This window comes from Pseudomonas sp. S3_B08 (assembly GCF_054667725.1).
Genome location: NZ_CP162750.1, coordinates 371425 through 393337, shown reverse-complemented (window position 1 = coordinate 393337; position 21913 = coordinate 371425). Strand labels below are relative to the sequence as shown.

22 protein-coding genes, 1 tRNA gene and 1 pseudogene are annotated in these 21913 nt (G+C 59.8%); 6 read left to right on the top strand and 18 right to left on the bottom strand.

The genetic code is table 11. The annotated features are described in order from the left end of the window. Complete coding sequence (locus tag AB4N73_RS01880) at positions 1–966, bottom strand: glycosyltransferase family 2 protein (protein WP_256809426.1); 966 nt, start codon at positions 964–966, stop codon at positions 1–3. A gap of 275 nt (positions 967–1241) precedes the next feature. Here AB4N73_RS01880 and AB4N73_RS01875 point away from each other — a divergent pair, with 275 nt between their 5' ends. Next, entirely contained in the window at positions 1242–1433 is a 192-nt protein-coding gene (locus AB4N73_RS01875; protein WP_016771242.1) for a YegP family protein, read from the top strand. Positions 1434–1545: 112 nt separating this feature from the next. Here the strand turns inward: AB4N73_RS01875 and AB4N73_RS01870 are convergent, their stop codons facing one another. Together AB4N73_RS01870 and AB4N73_RS01865 are read right to left on the bottom strand one after the other, a co-directional pair. Further along, complete coding sequence (locus tag AB4N73_RS01870; RefSeq protein WP_460066746.1) at positions 1546–2523, bottom strand: SDR family oxidoreductase; 978 nt, start codon at positions 2521–2523, stop codon at positions 1546–1548. A 152-nt stretch (positions 2524–2675) separates the two neighbouring features. Continuing rightward, positions 2676–4253 (bottom strand): histidine kinase famiy protein, encoded by a 1578-nt coding sequence (locus AB4N73_RS01865; protein WP_315434943.1) that lies wholly within the window; start codon positions 4251–4253, stop codon positions 2676–2678. Between the two features lie 196 nt (positions 4254–4449). Between AB4N73_RS01865 and AB4N73_RS01860 the strand changes: the two genes are divergently transcribed. Further along, positions 4450–5448: a ribonuclease Z gene (locus tag AB4N73_RS01860; RefSeq protein ID WP_056783549.1), complete on the top strand. Its 999-nt coding sequence runs from the start codon at positions 4450–4452 to the stop codon at positions 5446–5448. A gap of 23 nt (positions 5449–5471) precedes the next feature. Here the strand turns inward: AB4N73_RS01860 and AB4N73_RS01855 are convergent. The 7 genes and pseudogenes from AB4N73_RS01855 to dapA form a co-directional block, all read right to left on the bottom strand. Further along, positions 5472–5603: pseudogene (locus AB4N73_RS01855) on the bottom strand (manganese catalase family protein); the annotation flags it as partial. 2 nt (positions 5604–5605) lie between these two features. Then, positions 5606–6961, bottom strand: coding sequence for a chromate efflux transporter (chrA, locus tag AB4N73_RS01850; protein WP_460142866.1), 1356 nt, complete (start codon positions 6959–6961; stop codon positions 5606–5608). Between the two features lie 119 nt (positions 6962–7080). Next, positions 7081–7170: transfer RNA gene (locus AB4N73_RS01845), tRNA-Ser, on the bottom strand. Between the two features lie 84 nt (positions 7171–7254). After that, positions 7255–7968, bottom strand: coding sequence for a phosphoribosylaminoimidazolesuccinocarboxamide synthase (purC, locus tag AB4N73_RS01840; RefSeq protein ID WP_150636519.1), 714 nt, complete (start codon positions 7966–7968; stop codon positions 7255–7257). Positions 7969–7996: 28 nt separating this feature from the next. Next, complete coding sequence (locus AB4N73_RS01835; RefSeq protein ID WP_024012002.1) at positions 7997–8758, bottom strand: MBL fold metallo-hydrolase; 762 nt, start codon at positions 8756–8758, stop codon at positions 7997–7999. Between the two features lie 6 nt (positions 8759–8764). Further along, positions 8765–9880 carry an outer membrane protein assembly factor BamC gene (bamC, locus tag AB4N73_RS01830; protein WP_016771264.1) on the bottom strand — a complete coding sequence of 372 codons (1116 nt, stop codon included), beginning with the start codon at positions 9878–9880 and terminating at the stop codon, positions 8765–8767. A gap of 17 nt (positions 9881–9897) precedes the next feature. Next, on the bottom strand, positions 9898–10776 hold the full coding sequence (gene dapA / locus AB4N73_RS01825) for a 4-hydroxy-tetrahydrodipicolinate synthase (protein WP_256809440.1): 879 nt from the start codon (positions 10774–10776) through the stop codon (positions 9898–9900). A 328-nt stretch (positions 10777–11104) separates the two neighbouring features. Here dapA and AB4N73_RS01820 point away from each other — a divergent pair, with 328 nt between their 5' ends. After that, complete coding sequence (locus AB4N73_RS01820; RefSeq protein WP_024012001.1) at positions 11105–11665, top strand: glycine cleavage system transcriptional repressor; 561 nt, start codon at positions 11105–11107, stop codon at positions 11663–11665. A gap of 10 nt (positions 11666–11675) precedes the next feature. Next, positions 11676–12149 carry a peroxiredoxin gene (locus tag AB4N73_RS01815; protein ID WP_041478861.1) on the top strand — a complete coding sequence of 158 codons (474 nt, stop codon included), beginning with the start codon at positions 11676–11678 and terminating at the stop codon, positions 12147–12149. 119 nt (positions 12150–12268) lie between these two features. On the opposite strand, the gene AB4N73_RS01810 is transcribed toward AB4N73_RS01815, so the two are convergent. Both AB4N73_RS01810 and AB4N73_RS01805 read right to left on the bottom strand, forming a co-directional pair. Further along, positions 12269–13339, bottom strand: coding sequence for an AI-2E family transporter (locus AB4N73_RS01810; protein WP_041478862.1), 1071 nt, complete (start codon positions 13337–13339; stop codon positions 12269–12271). A 32-nt stretch (positions 13340–13371) separates the two neighbouring features. Next, entirely contained in the window at positions 13372–13611 is a 240-nt protein-coding gene (locus AB4N73_RS01805) for a sulfurtransferase TusA family protein (RefSeq protein ID WP_041478863.1), read from the bottom strand. Between the two features lie 96 nt (positions 13612–13707). Between AB4N73_RS01805 and AB4N73_RS01800 the strand changes: the two genes are divergently transcribed. After that, on the top strand, positions 13708–15141 hold the full coding sequence (locus tag AB4N73_RS01800; RefSeq protein ID WP_095180604.1) for a M48 family metalloprotease: 1434 nt from the start codon (positions 13708–13710) through the stop codon (positions 15139–15141). Between the two features lie 80 nt (positions 15142–15221). Here AB4N73_RS01800 and AB4N73_RS01795 read toward each other — a convergent pair whose 3' ends face one another. The 4 genes from AB4N73_RS01795 to rpoE all read right to left on the bottom strand — a co-directional run bounded on the left by AB4N73_RS01795 (position 15222) and on the right by rpoE (position 19037). Then, complete coding sequence (locus AB4N73_RS01795) at positions 15222–16655, bottom strand: DegQ family serine endoprotease (RefSeq protein ID WP_460142865.1); 1434 nt, start codon at positions 16653–16655, stop codon at positions 15222–15224. 208 nt (positions 16656–16863) lie between these two features. Further along, entirely contained in the window at positions 16864–17829 is a 966-nt protein-coding gene (locus AB4N73_RS01790; protein WP_252868946.1) for a MucB/RseB C-terminal domain-containing protein, read from the bottom strand. Between the two features lie 8 nt (positions 17830–17837). Continuing rightward, a complete protein-coding gene (locus AB4N73_RS01785) occupies positions 17838–18425 on the bottom strand; it encodes a sigma-E factor negative regulatory protein (RefSeq protein ID WP_008077804.1) in 588 nt (195 codons plus the stop codon). A 30-nt stretch (positions 18426–18455) separates the two neighbouring features. Beyond that, the gene (rpoE, locus tag AB4N73_RS01780) at positions 18456–19037 is read right to left on the bottom strand and encodes an RNA polymerase sigma factor RpoE (protein WP_003172477.1); all 582 of its coding nucleotides are present in this window, start codon (positions 19035–19037) and stop codon (positions 18456–18458) included. A 556-nt stretch (positions 19038–19593) separates the two neighbouring features. On the opposite strand from rpoE, the gene nadB reads away from it, so the two are divergent. Further along, entirely contained in the window at positions 19594–21210 is a 1617-nt protein-coding gene (nadB, locus tag AB4N73_RS01775) for an L-aspartate oxidase (RefSeq protein ID WP_406228474.1), read from the top strand. Here nadB and AB4N73_RS01770 read toward each other — a convergent pair. Both AB4N73_RS01770 and AB4N73_RS01765 read right to left on the bottom strand, forming a co-directional pair. Then, positions 21179–21631, bottom strand: coding sequence for a protein YgfX (locus AB4N73_RS01770; RefSeq protein ID WP_256809448.1), 453 nt, complete (start codon positions 21629–21631; stop codon positions 21179–21181). The two genes, nadB and AB4N73_RS01770, sit on opposite strands and share 32 nt — an antisense overlap. After that, entirely contained in the window at positions 21615–21869 is a 255-nt protein-coding gene (locus AB4N73_RS01765; RefSeq protein ID WP_007911418.1) for an FAD assembly factor SdhE, read from the bottom strand. Before AB4N73_RS01765 ends, AB4N73_RS01770 begins: the two co-directional genes overlap by 17 nt. Between the last annotated feature and the right edge of the window lie 44 nt (positions 21870–21913).

Here is a 21913-nt window from a genome sequence, read left to right as displayed (position 1 = left end):
TCAGTCCATGGGGTCGTAAACGCGACGCACCAGAAAAACCGGCCGGCGTTTGGATTCGATATAGGTGCGGCCAAGGTATTCGCCGAGTACGCCAATGCCGATCAATTGCAGACCGCCAAGGAACGTGACTGCGACCATCAGCGAGGCATAACCAGGCAAGTCGACACCGTGGATCAGTGTGCGCAGGACAATGAACATGGCGAACGCAAACGACACCAGCGAAACCGTTGCCCCCAGGTAAGTCCAGACCCGCAGCGGCTCGGTGCTGAAACTGGTGATGCCTTCGAGGGCGAAGTTCCACAGCCGCCAGCCATTGAATTTGCTTTGCCCGGCCACGCGCTCGGGGCGCTCGTAGTCGACATGAGTGGTGCGGAAACCGACCCAGGCGAACAGACCTTTCATGAAGCGTCGCGACTCAGGCAGGGTCAGCAAGGCATCGACCACGCAGCGGTCCATCAAGCGGAAGTCGCCAACGTTCTCCGGCAACGGCTGTTCGGCGATGCGGTTGTGCAGGCGATAGAACCAGTGGGCCGAGGTCGATTTGGCCCACGTGTCGCTGCGGCGGCTGACACGATGCCCCAGCACCACTTCGTAACCTTCGCGCCAGCGCTCGATCATCTGCAAAATGACTTCCGGCGGGTCCTGCAGATCGGCGTCGATCGGTACCACGATCTGCCCGGTGGCCATTTGCAGACCGGCCGACAACGCCGCTTCCTTGCCGAAGTTGCGGCTTAGATCGACGATGCGCAGACGCGAGTCTTGCCGCTGCCGTTCAAGCAAGCGCTCAAGGGTGGTGTCGGTGCTGCCATCGTTGATGAAGACCAGTTCAAGATCGATCAGTGCCTGCGTCTGAAAGACGTCGTCGATGCGCGAAAGAAAGCTGTCGAGGCTGTCGGCCTCGTTGAAAACGGGGATCACCAGCGACAACGTCACCTGCCCGGCCTGTTGCGTTCCGTGCTCAGTCAAAGGAGTGCTCTTTTTATAGTTTGTCGGTCATCGAAAGTCTTTCGAGGCCATGAGCCGTGCCGTATTAAGCAGCAGCCGGCACGCACGTGCAAGCAGGACACGGCGTCATATCGGCCAATTCGCCGGGCAGTCGCGGCGCTCTGGCCAGCGTCTTTCAGAAACATCCGCGAACGATTGGAAACAAATCCCCGATAGCCAAAAAAAACCGCTGCGCTAGGCTTGCGTCGATGCGCCACACAGGTGGGCGCGCCTATCGATCGCAGGGAGCGAACCGTATGTATTTCGAAATCTACCGACAAACCCGAGGCACCCCCAGCACTGGCAAAGGCCAATGGCGCTGGCGCCTGCGTGCGCGCAACCACGAGACGGTGGCCAGTGGCGAATCGTATGTGAACAAGGCTGATTGCCTGCACGTGATCAACCTGATCAAAGCCGTACAGGGCGAGACGCCGATCAAGGAGATTTGAGCGAAACCACATCATCAAAGGTGCATGTGCTGCATTTGTTGCTTCCATGCACCCCGGCGCCTCTAGCAGCGCGCGCAGAGATGCGTCGACAGTGGAGCGAACCGGGAAAGCATCAGAGCTGTAACAGAACTACGCCGACCAATATGGCAATCACTGCCGATATCGCCATCACTTGAGTAGACGTCAACGCCAGCGCTGCATCCCTGGAACGGCCGACGAAGCGGCCGCGAATCTGATGCCGATCCGGCTGCGCTTCGAACAGGTTGTCCGGGTGCTCGTTGTCTTCAGGCTCATTGGTCTGCTGACCGGACCATGCACTTCGCGCCATCAAACGGTCGAGCAGACCGGGCATGACCGACTGCCCAATAATAGCTTTGATCGTCGACCACCCCAGCCACAACTCTCGCGGAGGATGCTTTACCACACTGAAAATCGCCCGTGCCGCTACGTCGGGGTCGTGAATCGGTGGCACCGGTTGGGGACGCTTGGGCAATTTGTTGCGCGCCCAGTCAAACTGCGGGGTATTGATCGCGGGCAATTGCACCATGCACACGCGAATATGGCTGCGCTCATGCAGCAACTCACAGCGCAACGAATCGGTAAAACCGCGCACGGCAAATTTTGCCCCGCAGTAAGCGGCCTGCAACGGAATGGCCCGATAGGCCAGCGCCGAGCCGACCTGAATGATCAATCCTTTGTTACGCGGACGCATCAACGACAGCGCTGCCAACGTGCCATGAACCGTGCCGAGATAGGTCACCTGAGTAACCCGCTCGATCTCGGCGGCAGACAATTGTTCTATCGGCGAAAGCACCGTGACCATCGCCGCGTTAACCCATACCGCCAGCGGCCCGAGCGCGGTTTCCAGTTGCTGGGCGGCCTGCTGCACGGCGAGCGCATCGGCGACGTCGACGCTGACTGTTTCAACCTGAACGCCATACGCTTGCAGCTCCTCTTGCGTGGCGGCCAGGCCCGCCGGATCACGCGCCAACAGTCCGATGCGGTAGCCCCCAGCGGCAAACCGATGAGCCACCGCGCGCCCGACGCCAGCACTGGCGCCGCTAATCACCACCAAAGATTGCTCCTGCATGAACCGTCCTCGTTGACGCTCAGTCGATCGGCCCGTTATTGATCATCAAGTCATCGCTCACTGCCAATATCTCCTCGGGGATCGGGTCCCTCACTGGTTGTTCAATGCAGTCTTTAGGATGGACGCCGAACGTGCGCCGTCAGTTCGTTTTTTCAGCCGAGCATCAAGCGCAGCTTGCGCAAAAGGTCCACCGGCGCGTAGGGCTTGGCGATCAATTCGAACTCATTGTCAGCCAGCTCATTGGGCGTCGACTCGTCCGCGCAGTACCCGGTCGTCAGCAGGATCTTCATGGCCGGATAGCGTTGGCTGATTTCCCGCGCCAGTGCCAGCCCGTTCATCTCGCCCGGCATGACCAAATCGGTGAATACCAGGTCGTATTCGCTACTCTGCAGCACGGCCAGTGCCTCGCTCGCATCTGCAGCGAGGTCGGTGTGGTAACCCTGTTCGGACAATACAAAGCGCGCCAGTTCAGCGACTTCGGCGCGATCCTCGACGATCAGGATGCGCTCCGTGCCCTTGAGATTTTCTGCGGTTTCAGCGGAGCCAGATGCCGATAGCTGACTGTCATCCGCCGGGAAGAACAGGCGCACCGTGGTGCCGAGTCCCGGCGTCGATTCGATTTTGACCACACCGCCGGATTGCTTGACGAAGCCGTAAACCATCGACAAACCGAGGCCGGCACCGTTGCCTTCCTCTTTGGTGGTGAAAAACGGCTCCATCACTTTGTCGAGATCGTCAGCGGCAATGCCCACGCCGTTATCGGCAACCGCGATGCAGACGTAACGCCCCGCCGCCAGTCCGCCCTGGTGCGGATCCGTCGAGTCCGGTACATCGACGTTGCGGGTCTGCACGGTGATCGCAGGTTGCTGCTGGTCAACCAGCGCATCGCAGGCGTTGGAGAGCAAATGGTTCAGCGCCATCTCGGCCTGCGCCGGGTCGAGCCGGCAGTTCCACAAGTCCTCGGCCAGTTCGAATCGCGGTTCCAGATCGGCGGATTCATGCGTCGGCAGCGTAGAGCGCTCAAGCAAGGCATTGAGATTGATCACCCGGCCTTCGAGCCGTTGTCGGCGGGAGAATGCCAGCAGATGCTGGGTCAGCAAACGTGCTTTTTCGGCCGCCGCGCGAGCGTGGCCGGCGCCGACCACGATGCGTTGCGGATCGATGCTCGGCCGCTTGGCGGTGTGCTGGATCAGCTCGATGTAGCCGATCATCACTTGCAACAGATTGTTGAAATCGTGGGCAATGCCACCGGTCAACTGCCCGAGTGCTTCCATGTTTTCGCTGTAACGCAAACCGTCCTCGGCGTCACGGCGGCGGCTGACGTCCATTTGCGAAGCGAAGAAATACACCAGTTGTCCGCGCTCGTTGAATAGCGGCGCGATGAACAGCTCGTTCCAGAACGACGAGCCGTCCTTGCGATAGTTGAGCACCTCCACGCAGGTTTCGTGTTGATGTTTCAGCGCTTGCTTGACCCGTTGCAACACCGCACGATCAGTCTGCTCGCCTTGCAGAAACCTGCAGTTGCGCCCGAGCACTTCTTCCAGCTCGTAGCCGCTGAGTTCAAGAAACGCATTGTTGGCAAAAATGATGGGATCGTCGGGCTGCGCTGGATCGGTGACAATCATGGCCATGCGGCTGACCTGCACCGCCGCGAAAAACACATCTTTGCGTTCTTGCGAAAGGGTCGCCGCATCGGCGCGGTCGACGATCGGCCTGGATTTTCTGGGCAAGTTGACCTCCGCTAAGTGACTCCGTTTCGCTGTGACCATCATCAGCGAGCGAAGTGCCGAGGCCAGCCGCCGACAGCGCGGGTGTCCGATGAATTGTCGCAGTCCATCGATGGATCCGAATCGCCTCGCTGATTGTCGAAAGCTCACCGAGAACTGCACGCAATATCTGAAATCCGATCCGCCAGGGAGAACCACCGTGGATTTGTTGTTTCTGGGCACGTCTGCCGGCGTGCCGACCCGCCAGCGCAACGTCAGCGCGACGGCACTGATCGCGTCTGCCGGCAAGGGCTGGTACCTGATCGATTGTGGTGAAGGCACCCAGCATCAGGTGCTGCGCACGCCGCTGTCGCTGAGCGAGTTGCGGGCGATTTTCATCACTCATGTGCATGCCGATCACTGCCTGGGCTTGCCGGGCCTGCTGGCTAGCACCGGCATGTCCGGACGCACGCGACCACTGGACATTATCCTGCCGACAGCGCTGCATCCCTGGCTGAAAATGAGTCTGGAGGTGACGCAATCGTATCTGCCGTTCGAGATCAACCTGCATGCTGTGGAAACGCTTACAGAGTGGCGCAGCGTCAACGTTCAGGTGCAGACCGTCGAGTTGTCGCACCGTGTGCCGTGTCATGGTTATGTGTTCACCGAGTCCGACCCGGAACCGCGTCTGGACGTGCAGCGCCTGGATGCCGAGGGTATCGAACGCGGCCCGCTCTGGGGTCAGTTGGCCCACGGTCAGGACGTGGAGGTTGACGGGCGGATGCTGCACGCTCGCGACTATCTGCTGAGTTCACGACCTGATCGACGCATCATTGTCTGCGGCGATAACGATCGGCCGGCACTGCTGGCCGAAGTGGCGCAATCGGCGGATGTGCTGGTGCATGAAGCGACATTCGTGCAGGCAGCGATCGACCGCGCTCGTGCCAGTTACGGCCACAGCAGCGCCGCCGCTGTCGCCGGTTTCGCCGAATCAGCCGGGGTGCGCAATCTGGTGTTGACGCATTTCAGCGCGCGCTATCAGGCCAATCCGGCGGTGAGCCCGTCGATCGAGGATGTGCGCAACGAAGCGGCAGCGTTGTATCACGGCCAACTGATTCTGGCGCGGGATCTGCAGCGCTATCACCTCGACCGTTTGGGGCATTTGCAGCCCGTAGCGATCGAGCGCAAATCTTTGCAAGTCACCAAGATTTCACAGTGATTAACCGGGGCGCGCCGCCTGATGTCAGGCGCGCGCCCCATCAAGCGCTCATGAACGATCTTCGCCCGTGCTTCAGCTGCGATGTTGGAGCGCATGTCGGCGGTAGGCTCACCGACGGTGTCGATATACGCCGCCGTCCATGGCACGCCGGCCGAGACTAACGCAGCAAATGCACCACCAACCCAACCAACGCACAGCCCAGCAACACCTGAATCACTCCGAGCTTGAAGCGAAACAGCGCAATGGCCGCCGCAAGCGCAATCAACGCCGACGGCCAATCCAGGCTGCCGCTGAAACCCTGCGGCCAGAGCACGTGATAGCCGAAGAAACACGCCAGATTGAGAATCACGCCGACCACCGCAGCGGTGATCGCGGTAAGCGGGGCGGTGAATTTGAGTTCGTCGTGCGTCGACTCCACCAGCGGGCCGCCGCCGAGGATGAACAGGAATGAGGGTAGAAAGGTAAACCACGTCACCAGCGCGGCGGCGACCGCTCCGGCGAGGAACACCTGATCGGCGCCGAACACCTGCGTCACATAAGCGCCGACAAAACCGACGAACGCCACCACCATGATCAGCGGCCCCGGCGTGGTTTCGCCCAGCGCCAGGCCGTCGATCATCTGTGTCGGGGTCAGCCAGCCGTAGTGACCGACCGCACCTTGATAGACGTAGGGCAACACTGCGTAAGCTCCACCGAAGGTGAGCAGCGCTGCCTTGGTGAAGAACCAGCTCATCTGCGTCAACGTGCCCTGCCAGCCGAATAGCGCGGTCAATACACCCATCGGCAATGCCCACAGCGCGGCGCCAATCACGGCGAGCATGGCCAGTTTCGTCCAGCTGAAACGGGCATGGGCCGGTGTTGGCGTGTCGTCGTCGATCAACGCCGGACCGAAAGACTTCTTCGCCGCACTATGCCCGCCGGCTCTGAACCTCTCAGGCGCCAAGCGTCCGCCGAAATAGCCGATTACCGCCGCACCCAAAACGATCAGCGGAAACGGCACATTGAACGCAAAGATCGCCGTAAACGACGCCGCAGCAATCGCCCACAGCCAGTTGTTCTTCAGCGCCCGCGAACCGATCCGATGGGCCGCCTGCACGACGATGGCCGTCACCGCAGGCTTGATCCCGTAAAACAGCCCGGCCACCACCGGCACCTCACCGAAGGCGATATAGAGCCACGACAGGAAAATCAGGATGAACAGCGAAGGCAGCACAAACAACGCCCCGGCCACAATGCCACCCCAGCTTCGATGCATCAGCCAGCCAATGTAGGTCGCCAACTGCTGCGCCTCCGGCCCGGGCAGCAACATGCAATAGTTCAAGGCATGCAGAAAACGCCGCTCGGAAATCCAGCGCCGGCGCTCGACCAGTTCCTGATGCATGATCGAAATCTGCCCGGCCGGCCCGCCGAAACTGATAAAGCCCAGCTTCAACCAGAACCAGAACGCCTCGAGCAAACTCACGCTCTGCGGCCTAACGTCATCATCACCCGCCAACGGCTGAACTTCACTCATCGAGCTGTTCCTTTATGCAGTCGGCAGGTTGTACCCGAAAAGCATTGCGAACAAAACGCCAGAAACGAAAAAGCCCCCGTAATGATCAATGATTACGGGGGCTTCGTCTTGTTCAATAATGGCGGAGAGATAGGGATTCGAACCCTAGGTACCGGTGAAGGTACAACGGATTTCGAATCCGTCCCATTCGGCCACTCTGGCATCTCTCCAACGGCGCGCATCATAACAACACTTTCGTCGGTTGCGAACCCCCCAAACGAAATTTTTTCCGTGCTATCAGATGCTTGCGTCGATTAAAGCGGTACGCCCAGACGAGCGGCGACTTCTTCGTAGGCTTCGATGACGTCACCGAGGCCTTGGCGGAAGCGGTCCTTGTCCATCTTCTTCTTGGTGTCCTTGTCCCACAGACGGCAGCCGTCCGGGCTGAACTCGTCGCCGAGGACGATGGAGCCGTCGCTGAACACGCCGAATTCAAGCTTGAAGTCGACCAGCAGCAGGCCGGCGTCGTCGAACAGTTTGCTCAGGACTTCGTTGACCTTGAGCGACAGTTCCTTCATGCGCACAAGTTGCTCGGCGGTGCCCCAGCCGAATGCAACAACGTGGGATTCGTTGATGAACGGGTCGCCTTTGGCGTCGTCCTTCAAGAACAGTTCGAAGGTGTACGGGTTGAGCTTCATGCCCTCCTCGACGCCCAGACGCTTGACCAGGCTGCCGGCGGCGTAGTTACGCACGACGCATTCGACCGGGATCATGTCGAGCTTCTTCACCAGGCATTCATTGTCGCCCAGCAGTTTGTCGAATTGGGTCGGCACGCCGGCCGCTTCGAGTTTCTGCATGATGAAGGCGTTGAACTTGTTGTTCACCATACCTTTGCGATCGAGCTGTTCGATGCGCTTGCCGTCGAACGCCGAAGTGTCGTTGCGAAACAGCAGGATCAAGCGGTCAGCGTCGTCGGTCTTGTAAACCGATTTGGCTTTGCCGCGGTAGAGTTCTTCACGTTTTTCCATGATGGGCTCCGCTTGCTAAGTAGGTGGGCTAGGCGATGTGGCGCCAGTCGAGCCCTGAATCTTGATCGGCCAGTTGCAGCCAGTCCGGGTCGCACCCGAGGGTGTCGACAAAACATTGCCGGGCCAGCTGCGGCAGGTTGTTCTTGCTGCTCAGATGGGCCAGGACCAGGTGTTGCAAGCCCTGCCAGCCCAACTCGGCCACCAGGAATGCCGCCTGATGGTTGTTCAGATGTCCGCGTTCGCCGCCCACCCGCTGCTTGAGAAAGTACGGGTAGTGACCACGGGCCAGCATGTCGCGGCAATGGTTGGACTCGATCATCAATGCGTCGAGGTCCCGATAGCCATCCAGCACCCGCTCGCAGAACGACCCCAGATCGGTCAGCAGGCCGAAGCGCCGCTGTTCCTGATCGCTGAAGACGTACTGGGTCGGCTCCTGCGCGTCATGGGCCACGGCAATGACCCCGACGTTCAGTGCGCCGATCTGCAGTTGCTCGCCGCCGGCCAGAAAGCCTGCCGGTTCCAGCGGTTTGCGCATCCCGCGCAGTGTGCCGCGACTGAGGTAGACCGGCAGATTGTAGCGCCGAGACAGCAAACCCACGCCATGCACGTGGTCGGCATGTTCGTGGGTCACGAGTATCGCGCTCAGTTGCGCCGGGTGCACACCCAGGCGCAACAGACGTCTTTCGGTTTCCCGCAGGGAAAAACCACAATCCACCAGCACGTACGTATCAGCACTGGCGATCAGCGTGCCGTTCCCTTGGCTACCGCTGCCGAGAACGGCAAAACGCATATCGGATCAGCCCAGGTTGTCCTGAATCACGCTCAACACTTTACGCGCGACATCGGCCGGCGCGACGGTGTTGATGTTCTTTTCGACGGTGACCTGGATGTTCTCGCCCACCTTGCTCAGGCGAACCTGATAACGCTCGGCGCGGGCTTCGACTTCTTCCTTGCTCGGCGCACTGCCGAACAGGCTGCTGAAGAAGCCAGGCTTGTCGTCTTTCTTCTCGGCTTTTTCGGCCAGGTTGATGTAGTAAAGGCCCAGGCTGCGGTTGATGTCTTCAACGCGCCATTCGCCCTGTTCCAGCGCACGGCCGACGCTCGACCAGGCGCGGTCCAGATCGGTACCGACGTTCAACACCGGGTTGCCGCTGCCGTCTTCGTTCAGGCTGACACGGCTCGGCGCGTCGAAATCACGCGAGGCCAGCATCGACACCGAGCCGCCCTTCTCGGAGGTGCGACTCATGCTCGCGAGCATGTCGTCGACCAGCGCAGCGTCCAGGCCAGTGTTGACCGAACGGTTGGTGAAGGCCACGTCGGCCGTGCTGCCGGCAGGACGCTCGGCGCTGACCACGTAGATTTCACTGGTGTTGCGCTGCACGCCCGGCTCGATACGCACGCGCACGCGGGTTTCGCTGTCGCTGGCGATACCGGCCGCGCTCAGGCGCTTGGCCATCGAAGCGGACAGCTCGTCGGAGTGCTGCCAGGTGGTGGTGAATTCACCGGTCTGCGGACGTTGTTCATCCAGACGGAAACCGTTGTCCTGGAAGAACTGCAGCGCCACTGGCCAGACTTCGGCCGGTGGGTGCTGGGCTACGACCCAACGCGAATCACCGCTCTTCTGCAGCGAGTAATCCGTGGCATCGGCAACCGCCGACAGCGGCTGAGGACGCGGCACGACGTATTCGCCCGTCGCGGTGTCATCGGCCACGTTGCGCGGGATCGGCAACAGCGGATCGAGACGTTTGGCAGTGCTCACATCCGGTGGCAATTGCATCGGTGCAGTCTGTTGCGCTTGCAGGTAATCGCTTCCACGGTCGCGGAAATAACCTTCCGGCCCCCAGACCCATCCGCAGCCACTGGTGCTGGAGATAATCAAGGCAAGTGCGGAAAGTCCGGCCATTCGCTTCATGCGTTGTACTTCCTCAATTAAACCAGGACGTTGCACTGGCGCAGGGCCGAGCGCAGCGCTTCATGACAAGGGGTGCTCAGCCAGGTCAGTGGCAGGCGGATGCCTTCGTGCATCAGGCCCATTTCGACCAAAGCCCACTTCACCGGAATCGGGTTGGCTTCGATGAACAGGTCCTTGTGCAGCGGCATCAGTTTTTCGTTGATTGCGCGTGCGGTATCGGCGTCGCCCTTGAGCGCGGCCTCGCACAGGTCAGCCATTTCGCGCGGGGCGACGTTGGCGGTGACCGAGATGTTGCCTTTGCCGCCCAGCAGGATCAGCTCGACAGCAGTCGGATCATCGCCGGACAGCACGATGAAATCCTTGCTCACGCCATCGATGATCGCTTTGGCGCGTTTGAGGTCGCCGGTGGCTTCCTTGATGCCGATGATGTTCGGCACGGTGGACAGGCGAATCACCGTCTCGGCCTGCATGTCGCAGGAGGTGCGGCCGGGAACGTTGTAGAGAATCTGCGGAATGTCGACCGCTTCAGCGATGTGCTTGAAGTGCTGGTACAGACCTTCCTGGGTCGGCTTGTTGTAATAAGGAACCACCAGCAGGCAGGCATCGGCGCCGGCGGCCTTGGCGTTGCGGGTCAGCTCGACGGCTTCGCGGGTCGAATTGGCGCCGGTGCCGGCGATGACCGGAATGCGCCCGGCAACCTGTTTGACCACGGCTTTGATGACGGCGATGTGCTCTTCTACATCAAGGGTGGCCGACTCGCCGGTAGTACCGACGGCGACGATGGCATGGGTGCCGTTCTTGAGGTGGAAGTCCACGAGTTTGCTGAGGCTGTCCCAGTCAAGACGCCCTTGTGCATCCATGGGAGTGACCAGTGCCACCATACTGCCCGCAATCATGAAACCGCTCCTGCCGGAAAAAGAGAGCGGTAATGGTACTGGCGCCAAGATGCTTGCACAAGCGAAGTACTGCGCCGCCGCCATTCCCCTTGGCGCCGCTTTTCGCTACCCTTCAGACTTTGATCGGTACAGATCAGCTTGTACGCCGGGTTTCAGCCTCCCCTTTCGGCCTCCCAGGCCCCGTTCCTGCGTCGCATCGACGCGCTCCCGCACAGTGGAGCGAGCCGCGAACGCTGGCCGGGGCTCTTTATACGGACCGCCAGAACAGGCACGCCCGGCCACCAATGCCCGTCAACCTACCGACCGCTCATCGCTTTAGGAATGCTGCATGTCCACCCCCACAGTTCGCGAACAATTCCTTGTCATCAGTGCCCTCGGCGCCAACCCCATGGAGCTGACCAACGTCCTGTGCCGCGCCAGCCATGAAAACCGCTGCGCCGTCGTCACCTCTCGCCTGACCCGCCACGGCGAGTGCAGCGCTCTGGTGCTGGAAGTTTCCGGTAGCTGGGACGCCCTCGCGCGCCTCGAAGGCAGCCTGCCATTGCTGGCCAAGCGTCACGCTTTCACCGTCAACGTGGTGCGCAGCGCCGCTCTGGAAAATCGTCCGCAAGCGCTGCCTTACGTGGCTTACGTCAGCTCGGCGTATCGCCCGGACATCATCAATGAGTTGTGCCAGTTCTTCATGGACCATAACGTCGAACTGGAAAACCTCACCTGCGACACTTACCAGGCTCCCCAAACCGGCGGCACCATGCTTAACGCCACGTTCACCGTGACCCTGCCGGCCAACACCCAGATCAGCTGGCTGCGCGATCAGTTCCTCGATTTCGCCGACGCGATGAACCTGGATGCCCTGATCGAGCCTTGGCGCCCACAAAACCCAATGTAAGGAAGCTTTCATGGCCGTTGTCATCGACCAACCGGTTGCGGATTTCACCGCGCCTGCGACCAGCGGGCAGACCGTCAGCCTGTCCGAACTCAAGGGCAAGCAAGTGGTGATCTACTTCTACCCAAAGGACAGCACCCCGGGCTGCACCACTCAAGGCCAGGGCTTTCGCGATCAATATGCGGCATTCAAGGCTGCCAACACCGAAGTCTTCGGCATTTCCCGCGACAGCTTGAAGTCGCACGAAAACTTCAAAGGCAAACAGGAATTCCCCTTTGAGCTGATCAGCGATAAGGACGAGGCGGTTTGCCAGCTGTTCGACGTGATCAAGCTGAAAAAGCTGTATGGCAAGGAATACCTGGGCGTTGATCGCAGCACTTTCCTGATTGATAAGGACGGTGTGCTGCGTCAGGAATGGCGTGGCGTGAAAGTGCCGGGGCATGTTGATGCCGTGCTGGCGGCGGCTGAGGCTCTGAATAAAGCCTGATGCTTTTGCTGCGTCGTCACCGACGCCATCGCTGGCAAGCCAGCTCCCACAGGGTTCAGCACATACAAAACCTGTGGGAGCTGGCTTGCCAGCGATGAGGCCAAAAGCCTCACCCCGATTTAAAGCAACGGCGCCACCACCGGCTCCTTGCGCGGCCACGCATCGAGCACAGCCTTGAACAGCGTCGCCAGCGGGATCGCAAAGAACACACCCCAGAATCCCCACAATCCGCCAAACAGCAGCACCGCGCAGATAATTGCCACCGGATGCAGGTTCACTGCTTCCGAAAACAGCAACGGCACCAGCACGTTGCCGTCCAGCGTCTGAATGATTCCGTAGACCGCCATCAGGTAGATGAACTGATCGCTCCAGCCCCACTGGAACAGCGCAATCAGCAGCACCGGCACGGTCACCACTACCGCACCGACATATGGCACCACCACCGACAAGCCGACCAGCAACGCCAGCAGCGCCGCGTAGTTCAGGCCCAGCGCGATGAAGGCGATGTAGGTCACGCCGCCGCAAATCACGATCTCGATGCCTTTGCCACGTATGTAATTGGCGATCTGCCGGTTCATTTCCTGCGCGACGCGGGTGATCAGCGCGCGCTCGCGAGGCAGATAGCCACGCACCCACTCGCCAATCATCGCCCGATCCTTGAGGAAGAAAAACACCAGAATCGGCACCAGCACCAGGTAGATCATGATGTTCACCAGCAGCGGCAAACTCGACAACGAGAAAGTCAGTGCCCACTGACCAAACTTGCCAATCTCGCCCCGCGCCGCTTCGATCGCTTGCAAGACTTGCTCGTCGGACACCAGATGCGGATAGCGCTCGGGCAATAGAAGCAACAGCGACTGCCACTTGGCGAGCATGCCCGGCAACTCGTTGAACAGCGTGATCAACTGATGCCACAGCAGCGGCAGCACCACGACAATAAACAGCATCAGCGCGCCCATGAACAGCGCAAACACCAGTCCCACCGCCACGCCGCCCGGCACGCGCAGTCGCTCGAGCGTCACCACCAGGCCTTGCATCAGATACGCCAGCACCATCCCCGCCAATACCGGCGCAAGCATGCCGCCGAGGGTAAGCACGGCGGTGAAGGCGAGAACCAGCAGCACCGCCAGCACCACGGCTTCTTCATCGGAGAAGTAGCGCTGAATCCAGTCGCGTAACACTTTGAACATCAATAATCCCTTCGATCGTTAACGCGCTCGCGTCAGGCTTTTTTCAACCAGTAACGGTAGACGCCAGCCTCGTCTTCTTCGCGCAACAGCGCATGACCGGCCAGTTTGGCAAAGGTACGGAAGTCGCGTTGCGAGCCGGCATCGGTAGCGATCACCTTGAGCACAGCGCCGCTGTGCAGTTTGTTGAGTTCCATTTTTGCCTTGAGCAACGGCAACGGACAGTTCAGGCCACTGGCGTCCAGTTCCACGTCATGGGCTACAGCGTCAGTCATTGCGTCACTCCGGTTCGTTGTCGAGCTGCCTAGAATATCTGGTCGCGGCTTCGGTGTCCGGCTACAGTAAGGTCTTTGTCCTCCAAGGCTTTGTGCATGACTTTTCTGCGCCCTACCCTGCTGACGCTCGCTTGCCTGCTCGCCTCACCAGGCTTTGCCGACGATCTGCCGTCACTCGGCGACGCCAGCTCTGCCATTGTCTCGCCGCAACAGGAATACCAGCTCGGCCGCGCCTGGCTGGCCATGCTGCGCAGTCAGGTTTCCCAGCTCAACGATCCGCAGCTCAAGGACTACGTCGAATCCAGCGTGTACAAGCTGGTCGAGACCAGTCAGGTTTCCGACCGACGTCTGGAATTCATCCTGATCAACAGCCCGCAACTCAACGCCTTTGCAGCGCCGGGCGGAGTGGTCGGGGTCAACGGCGGTCTTTTCCTCAACGCCCAGACCGAGGGTGAGTACGCCTCGGTGCTCGCTCACGAATTGGCGCACTTGTCGCAACGCCACTTTGCTCGCGGGGTGGAAGCCTCACAAAGAATGCAGGTGCCGATGATGGCCGCGTTGCTGGCCGGCATTGTCATTGCGGCGGCCGGCGGCGGTGATGCCGGCATCGCCACGATCGCTGGCACCCAGGCTGCGGCGTTGCAGGAACAGCGGCGCTTCTCGCGACAAAACGAACAGGAAGCGGATCGCATCGGCATCCTCAATCTGGAAAAGGCCGGTTACGATCCGCGCTCAATGCCGACCATGTTCGAACGCCTGATGCGCCAGTACCGCTTCGACGCCAAACCGCCGGAATTCCTCCTGACTCACCCGGTCACCGAATCGCGTATCGCCGATACCCGCAACCGCGCCGAGCAGGCGAAACCGGGCGGCATCGAAGACAGCATGCGCTACCAGTTGATCCGCGCGCGGGTGCAGTTGATCTACGAAGAAACCCCGGGGCTGGGCGCCAAGCGTTTCCGCGCCCTGCTCGATGAAAACCCGAAAAACGATGTCGCGCGATACGGCCTCGCCATCGCGCAAATCAAGGGCGGCCAGCTGAACGAAGCCCGCGAAAATCTCAAGCAATTGTTGGCCAAGTCGCCCAACGAGCTTATCTACAACCTCGCTCAGGTCGATCTGGACATCACCAACAATCGCCTGCCCGATGCACAATCACGGGTCGACCGCATGCTCACGCAGTTCCCGGGCAACTATCCGCTGAATCAGGTGCGTGTCGATCTGCTGTTGAAACAGAATCGCGCCGCCGATGCCGAGAAGGCGCTGGACAGCCTGCTCAAGTCCCGCCCGGATGATCCGGACGTCTGGTATCAGGTTGCTGAAACCCGTGGCTTGTCGGGCAACATCATCGGCCTGCATCAGGCGCGAGCCGAGTATTTTGCGCTGGTCGGCGATTACCGCCAGGCCATTCAGCAGTTGGACTTCGCCAAGCGCAAGGCTGGCAACAACTTCCCGCTGTCCTCGCGCATCGATGCCCGCCAGCGTGAGCTGATGGAGCAGGAACGCATGGTCAAGGACATGATGGGCTGAGTCTTTCCAGGCAAGACAAAAGCTGCAGACACAAAAAAACCGCCTCTTTCGAGGCGGTTTCCTTTTACCTTGTTGCTGGCTTATTCAGCCAGTTTGAAGGTGATGAAGCTGGCACGGCCCTGACGCAGCACGCGCATCGACACCGAACGGTTCTTCGGCAACGCCTTGGCGATGTCGGTGAACTCCTTGGCCGAGCCGATGGCCTGGTTGTTCAGGTGAGTAATCACATCACCCGGCTGCAGACCGATCAGGGCCGCAGGACCGTCCTGCACTTCCTTGATCACCACACCACCTTTGAGGTCGTAGGCTTTCTTCTGCTCGGAGGTCAATTCGCCGACCGCAACACCCAAGCGGTTGCTGCTGCTTTCCGCGCCGGATTTCGGCAGTGCGTCCAGCTCTTTATCCTCGTCCGGGATTGCGCCGACAGTCAGCTCGACGTTCTTGCGCTTGCCTTCTCGAATCACTTCCAGATTAGCTTTGGCGCCAGCCTTCAGCGCGCCGACCAGATGCGGCAGATCGGCAGACATGACGATCGGCTGACCGTTCATGCTCAGGATCACGTCGCCAACCTGCAGGCCGCCCTTGGCCGCAGGGCCGTCATCCTGGATCTGCGCTACCAGCGCGCCAGCTGGCTTGTCCAGACCAAATGACTCGGCGAGGTCCTTGTTCACTTCCTGAATGACCACGCCCAGCCAGCCGCGGCTGACTTTGCCACCGCTTTTGAGCTGATGGGAAACGTCCATAGCCACGTCGATCGGGATGGCAAACGAAACGCCCATGAAGCCACCGGAGCGGGTGTAGATCTGCGAGTTGATGCCGACCACTTCACCGTTCAGGTTGAACAGCGGGCCACCGGAGTTGCCCGGGTTGATCGGCACGTCGGTTTGAATGAACGGCACATAGTTTTCGTTTGGCAGGCTACGACCGACGGCGCTGACGATGCCTTGGGTCACGGTGTGGTCAAAGCCGAATGGCGAACCGATCGCGACGACCCACTGGCCAGCCTTCAGATCCTGGGATTTGCCGAGCTTGAGCACCGGCAGATCCTTGCCTTCGATTTTCAGCAACGCCACGTCAGAGCGTGGATCGGTGCCGACCAGCTTGGCTTTCATCTCACTGCGGTCAGCCAGGCGGACGAGGATTTCGTCAGCATCGGCGATCACGTGGTTGTTGGTGAGGATGTAGCCATCCGGCGAAATGATGAACCCCGAACCCAGCGATTGCGCTTCACGCTGGCGGCCATCGCCACGCGGCGAGCGCTGCTGAGGCGGCATGCCGCGCTCAAAGAATTCGCGCAGCATCGGTGGCAGGCCTTCCAGATCTGGCATCTGCTGATTCACGCGACGGTCCGGCAGTTTCTGCGTGGTACTGATATTCACTACCGCTGGCGACGCTTGTTCGACCAACTGGGTGAAATCAGGCAGATCGGCCGCTTGCGCAGCAGGGACCGCCTGACCGAGCAACAGCACGGTGGCGAAGATGGAAAGATAAGATTTCAAACTAGGTATCGACATACAGCTCCCGTTACGACGAGCAGGGTTAAGCGATATGGAGCAAAGGAACACCGGAAACCACAGACCGGTATTTTTGTTCCGGGAACAACAAACAAGGCCAGAGCCGTGAGGCTCTGACCTATAAAAAATTTTCAGGGGTTTTGCAAATGAAAATGCTCAGCAAACATTTCGACGTCTCGAAGACGAGGTGGAAATGACTGAAATCAGCTCACTGCTTGCTGGTCGCAGCGCCATCGTTGTTACGCATCGATAGAGCGATTCGTTCGGCGGTGCCAATCGGGATTTCGCCAACCACCGTCACCATCATTTCACCTTGCGGTGTAGTCAAACGACGGGATACCGCGACGGTCGGACCCAACTGAGTGCGGGTGTCGGTGACGGTGGCACCGTTCAATGGCTCAAGGAACACCGAGAAACGCGCCAGGCCATCGTCATACATCAAGCTGCTGACCTGGGTATTGGTCTGCGCATCCTTGTGCGAACTGCTGCTGGTCAGCTCGAAGCCGGGCGGCAGCCAGTCCGAACGCCAGTTTTGCACGGTCTTCGCCGCAGAAGCCTTGTCGCTTGCGATGTTGATCGGCTTGCAATCGGCGTCTGCCATCAAATCCTTGTCCGACGGGACTTCATCGGTGTCGAGGCTGGTGAACTGAAAGCGCTCGAGCAATTGCCCTTTATCGTTCAACAGCAACGACTTGAGCGGCAGGCCGGTTTTCTTGTCCAGATGCAGCTCGAAACCGTATCGGTGCTGATCACGAGGGGTCAGCGACACGATCACTGCATCACGACCGGCCACGCGCGACTTGCCAATGACAGCAAGGTCATACCAATTCTTCAGCTTTTTGGGATCCAGCGCACGGGCGGCAGCGTTGGGCGAGTCACCCAATCCCGCAATCAGTGTGCCGCTGACGCATTGAGTACGTCCATCAATGCGCACGACTTCCTGAGCCGAACCGTCGAGCTGCAATAACCGCTCGCGGACCTGGCCATTCTGGACACGATGCCAGATGTTGTGCGTGGAAAAACTGCCGTTGCGCTCGTAAACGAAAGTACCGTGAAAGCTTTGCTGCTGCTCGGCCTGGCCCAGACGGGTCAACCAGTCCTGGGCCTCGTCAGCGTGGGCTGGAACGATGAACCAGCCACTGAGCAGAAGCGAAAGTAGAGGGATGGCGCGCATGATCCTCCTTAACGGTTTTCCAGGCTTGCGGCACGTGCGTATGGCAGCGCGCTTTCAGTTCCTTTGAGTGCAGCCTGCTGAGCGTGCTGACGCAGATAGCCTGGCAGACGCTGATCATGCCAGCCTGGCTGTCCTTGCAGAACGCCGTTAGCCATAGGACCAGTCGCTTCCGAGCTTTCGCTGTAACCAGCCAGAACTGCCGGACCCTTGACCTGTGGAGTGGCCAGAGTTGGCTGATTCGACTGCTGTGCCAGTTCAACACCAGCGATTTCGTCCTGATTGTACAGACGAACACCGGCCAGAACGGCCACGGTTACCGAAGCGGCAACAGCGAGGCGACCCAGGTTACGCCATGGGCTGCGGGATACTTTGGCCGGAGCCGTTTCGTCTTCCAGCGCAGCGGACACTGCCGCAGCGATATCCAGACGCGGAAGCAGCAGATCCTTGTGCATGGCTGCCCGAGCGATCTGGTAACGAGCCCAGGTCTCACGGGTATCAACATCATCCAGTGCGCTAAGCACTCGACGCAATTCCAGTTCGTCCGCTTCGTTATCCATCACTGCGGACAGCGATTCCTGCAGGGCTTCACGACTCATGGCGTTCCTCTCTTGGCTGTCGCCGCTGTCTCAGTTTTCCTGCAACAACGGTTGCAGGGCTTTGTCGATGGCCTCCCGAGCGCGGAAAATCCGGGAGCGCACGGTACCCACCGGACACTGCATGACGCTCGCAATGTCCTCGTAACTCAGACCATCGAATTCACGTAAAGTTAAAGCCGTACGCAAATCCTCTGGCAGTTGCTGGATGGTCCGATGGACGGTGCCTTCGATCTCATCCCGCAGCAATGCACGTTCTGGTGATTCGAGATCCTTGAGGCCGTGATCGCCATCATAGAACTCCGCATCCTCCGAACTTACATCGCTATCCGGCGGCCGACGGCCGCGGGAAACCAGGTAGTTCTTTGCCGTGTTAATGGCAATACGGTACAGCCACGTATAAAACGCACTGTCACCGCGGAAATTTCCAAGTGCCCGATACGCCTTGATAAAGGCTTCCTGAGCAACGTCCTGGGCTTCATGGGTGTCGTGCACAAAACGCACGATCAACCCGAGAATTTTGTGCTGATATTTCAGCACCAGCAGATCGAAAGCTCGCTTGTCGCCACGCTGTACGCGTTCGACCAGCTGCTGATCCTCTTCCTGGGTTAGCATGAACACTCCTCGATAAGCCCGGAGGAGACTTGCATTACTAAACGACCAGACTTGCAAACATAGACTCGGGCTTTTCGCAAAAGTTCTCCCCCTCCAAGCAAGTTTCCTGCGGGCTCTGATTTGGCACGCACGAAAAACGCAGCGCGGGATAAACCGGCTGCGCGAATAATCTTGTTATCGGTTTCGCCGGCAGGAATCCAAACGCAGATTCCGCACTGAAGCCGACACTGTCCCTGGTTTCTGGCACCGTCTATTGATCTTGGGCCTTTGGCAAAAGTTCCAATTATTTATAGCCGTACCCACCTGACATTGCGCAACCCTGCTCGGAAAAGTCTGTTTCAGCGCCGATACAGGTGTCTTTTTCCCAAACCGGCAAAAAAACTTCCGACGAAGCACAGCGCTTTTTACCGCGCAGTAGTCTCACAATGCCATCTGGGCCTGGCTATTGTGCCGCCCAACCCCTCTATATACTAGTGGGCTGTGTGGCTGTCTTGACTCGCCGATCCAGCTGTCTTGCGCCAACCCCGACCCGGGTCGCTTTGAGCGGAATCCTGAAATGAGCCAACAGTTCCAACACGATGTTCTGGTGATTGGCAGCGGTGCTGCCGGTTTGACTCTCGCTTTGACCTTGCCCGGTCATCTGCGCATTGCCGTATTGAGCAAAGGCGATCTCGCCAACGGTTCGACATTCTGGGCCCAGGGTGGCGTTGCCGCCGTGCTCGACGATACCGATACTGTCGAATCCCACGTCGACGACACCCTCAACGCTGGCGGCGGCTTGTGTCACGAAGACGCGGTGCGTTTCACCGTCGAGCACAGCCGCGAAGCCATCCAATGGCTGATTGACCAGGGTGTACCGTTCACCCGCGACGAACAGTCCGGCACTGAAGATGGTGGTTTCGAATTTCACCTGACCCGCGAAGGCGGCCACAGTCATCGGCGCATCATCCATGCTGCAGACGCCACCGGTGCCGCGATCTTCAAAACCTTGCTGGCCCAGGCCAAAGAGCGCGAGAACATCGAACTGCTGGAACAGCGGGTGGCCGTGGATCTGATCACCGAGCGCCGCCTGGGCATGGAAGGCGATCGCTGCCTCGGCGCTTACGTGCTGAACCGCGCTACGGGCGAAGTCGACACCTACGGCGCACGTTTCGTGATTCTGGCTTCGGGCGGCGCGGCCAAGGTCTACCTTTATACCAGCAACCCCGACGGCGCCTGCGGTGACGGCATCGCCATGGCCTGGCGCTCCGGTTGCCGGGTGGCGAACCTGGAATTCAACCAGTTCCATCCGACCTGTCTGTATCACCCGCAAGCCAAAAGCTTCCTCATCACCGAGGCCCTGCGTGGCGAGGGCGCGCATTTGAAGCTGCCCAACGGCGAGCGCTTCATGTATCGCTTCGACAAACGCGCCGAGCTGGCGCCTCGTGACATCGTCGCGCGGGCCATCGACCATGAGATGAAGCGCCTGGGTGTCGACTGCGTATATCTAGACATCAGCCACAAGCCTGAATCGTTCGTAAAAACTCACTTCCCGACTGTTTATGAACGCTGCCTGGGCTTCGGCATCGACATCACCAGACAACCGATCCCGGTGGTTCCCGCCGCGCACTACACCTGTGGCGGAGTGATGGTCGATCAGCACGGTCGCACCGACGTGCCCGGCCTCTACGCCATCGGCGAAACCAGCTTTACCGGCCTGCACGGCGCCAATCGCATGGCCAGCAACTCACTTCTGGAATGCTTCGTTTATGCCCGTTCGGCAGCGGCGGACATTCTTGCGCAACTTGATGAGGTCGCGGCGCCAAACGCCCTGCCCGCTTGGGACGCCAGCCAGGTCACCGACTCGGATGAAGACGTGATCATTGCGCACAACTGGGACGAGTTGCGCCGATTCATGTGGGACTACGTCGGCATCGTGCGCACCAACAAGCGCCTGCAACGGGCGCAGCATCGGGTGCGTCTGCTGCTGGATGAGATCGATGAGTTCTACAGCAACTATAAAGTCAGCCGCGACCTGATCGAGCTGCGCAATCTGGCACAAGTCGCCGAGTTGATGATCAGCTCAGCCATGGAACGCAAGGAAAGTCGCGGGCTGCACTACACCCTCGACTATCCGGATATGCTGCCCGAAGCGCTCGACACTATTCTGGTGCCGCCCACCTACGCCGGCTGAACTTGAGCCGCACTCGCAGGCGTCGGTGCAGATCCGCCGCCTGCGAGTCACGTGGTACGCAGATCGACCTGACCCGCCACTCTCCGCGAAGGCGAAAGCGCAGCACCACGATCAACGGCAGCGCCAGACTGTCCGGGCGCAATTGCACCGCTTGCCAGCCATCAGCCTGATTCCAGACCTGCCAGCCATCGCCGTCGCGCCGTAACCCGCAAAATGCTTGCGGATGACTCAGCAGAATCTGCCGTGGCAGCACCCAAAGACCGTGCAGCGCACAGGCGCAAGCGCCGAGCAGACTGGCCCAGAGCGGAATCGACAGAAGAAACAACGAGCCCATGGCGAACGCCTGGGCCAACAGATACGCCGCCAGCAACTGCCGTGAGGCATGCCAGCGGCATTCGAACGTATTACTTGGGCTGGACACGATCCAGAATCATCCGGACCATGCGTTGCAGCTCGGGATCTTCCGACTCGCTGCGCTCCATGAACCAGCCGAACATGTCCTGATCCTCACAGGTCAGCAAACGCACGTACAGATCGCGATCCACTTGATTCAACGTCGCGTAAACCTCCTGCACGAACGGCACCAGCAGCACGTCAAGCTCAAGCATGCCGCGACGGCTGTGCCAAAAGAGGCGATTCAGTTCAACTTGTTCGACCATGGAGCCCTCCTCGAATTTGCCGGGCAGTATACAGCCCCGGCGCG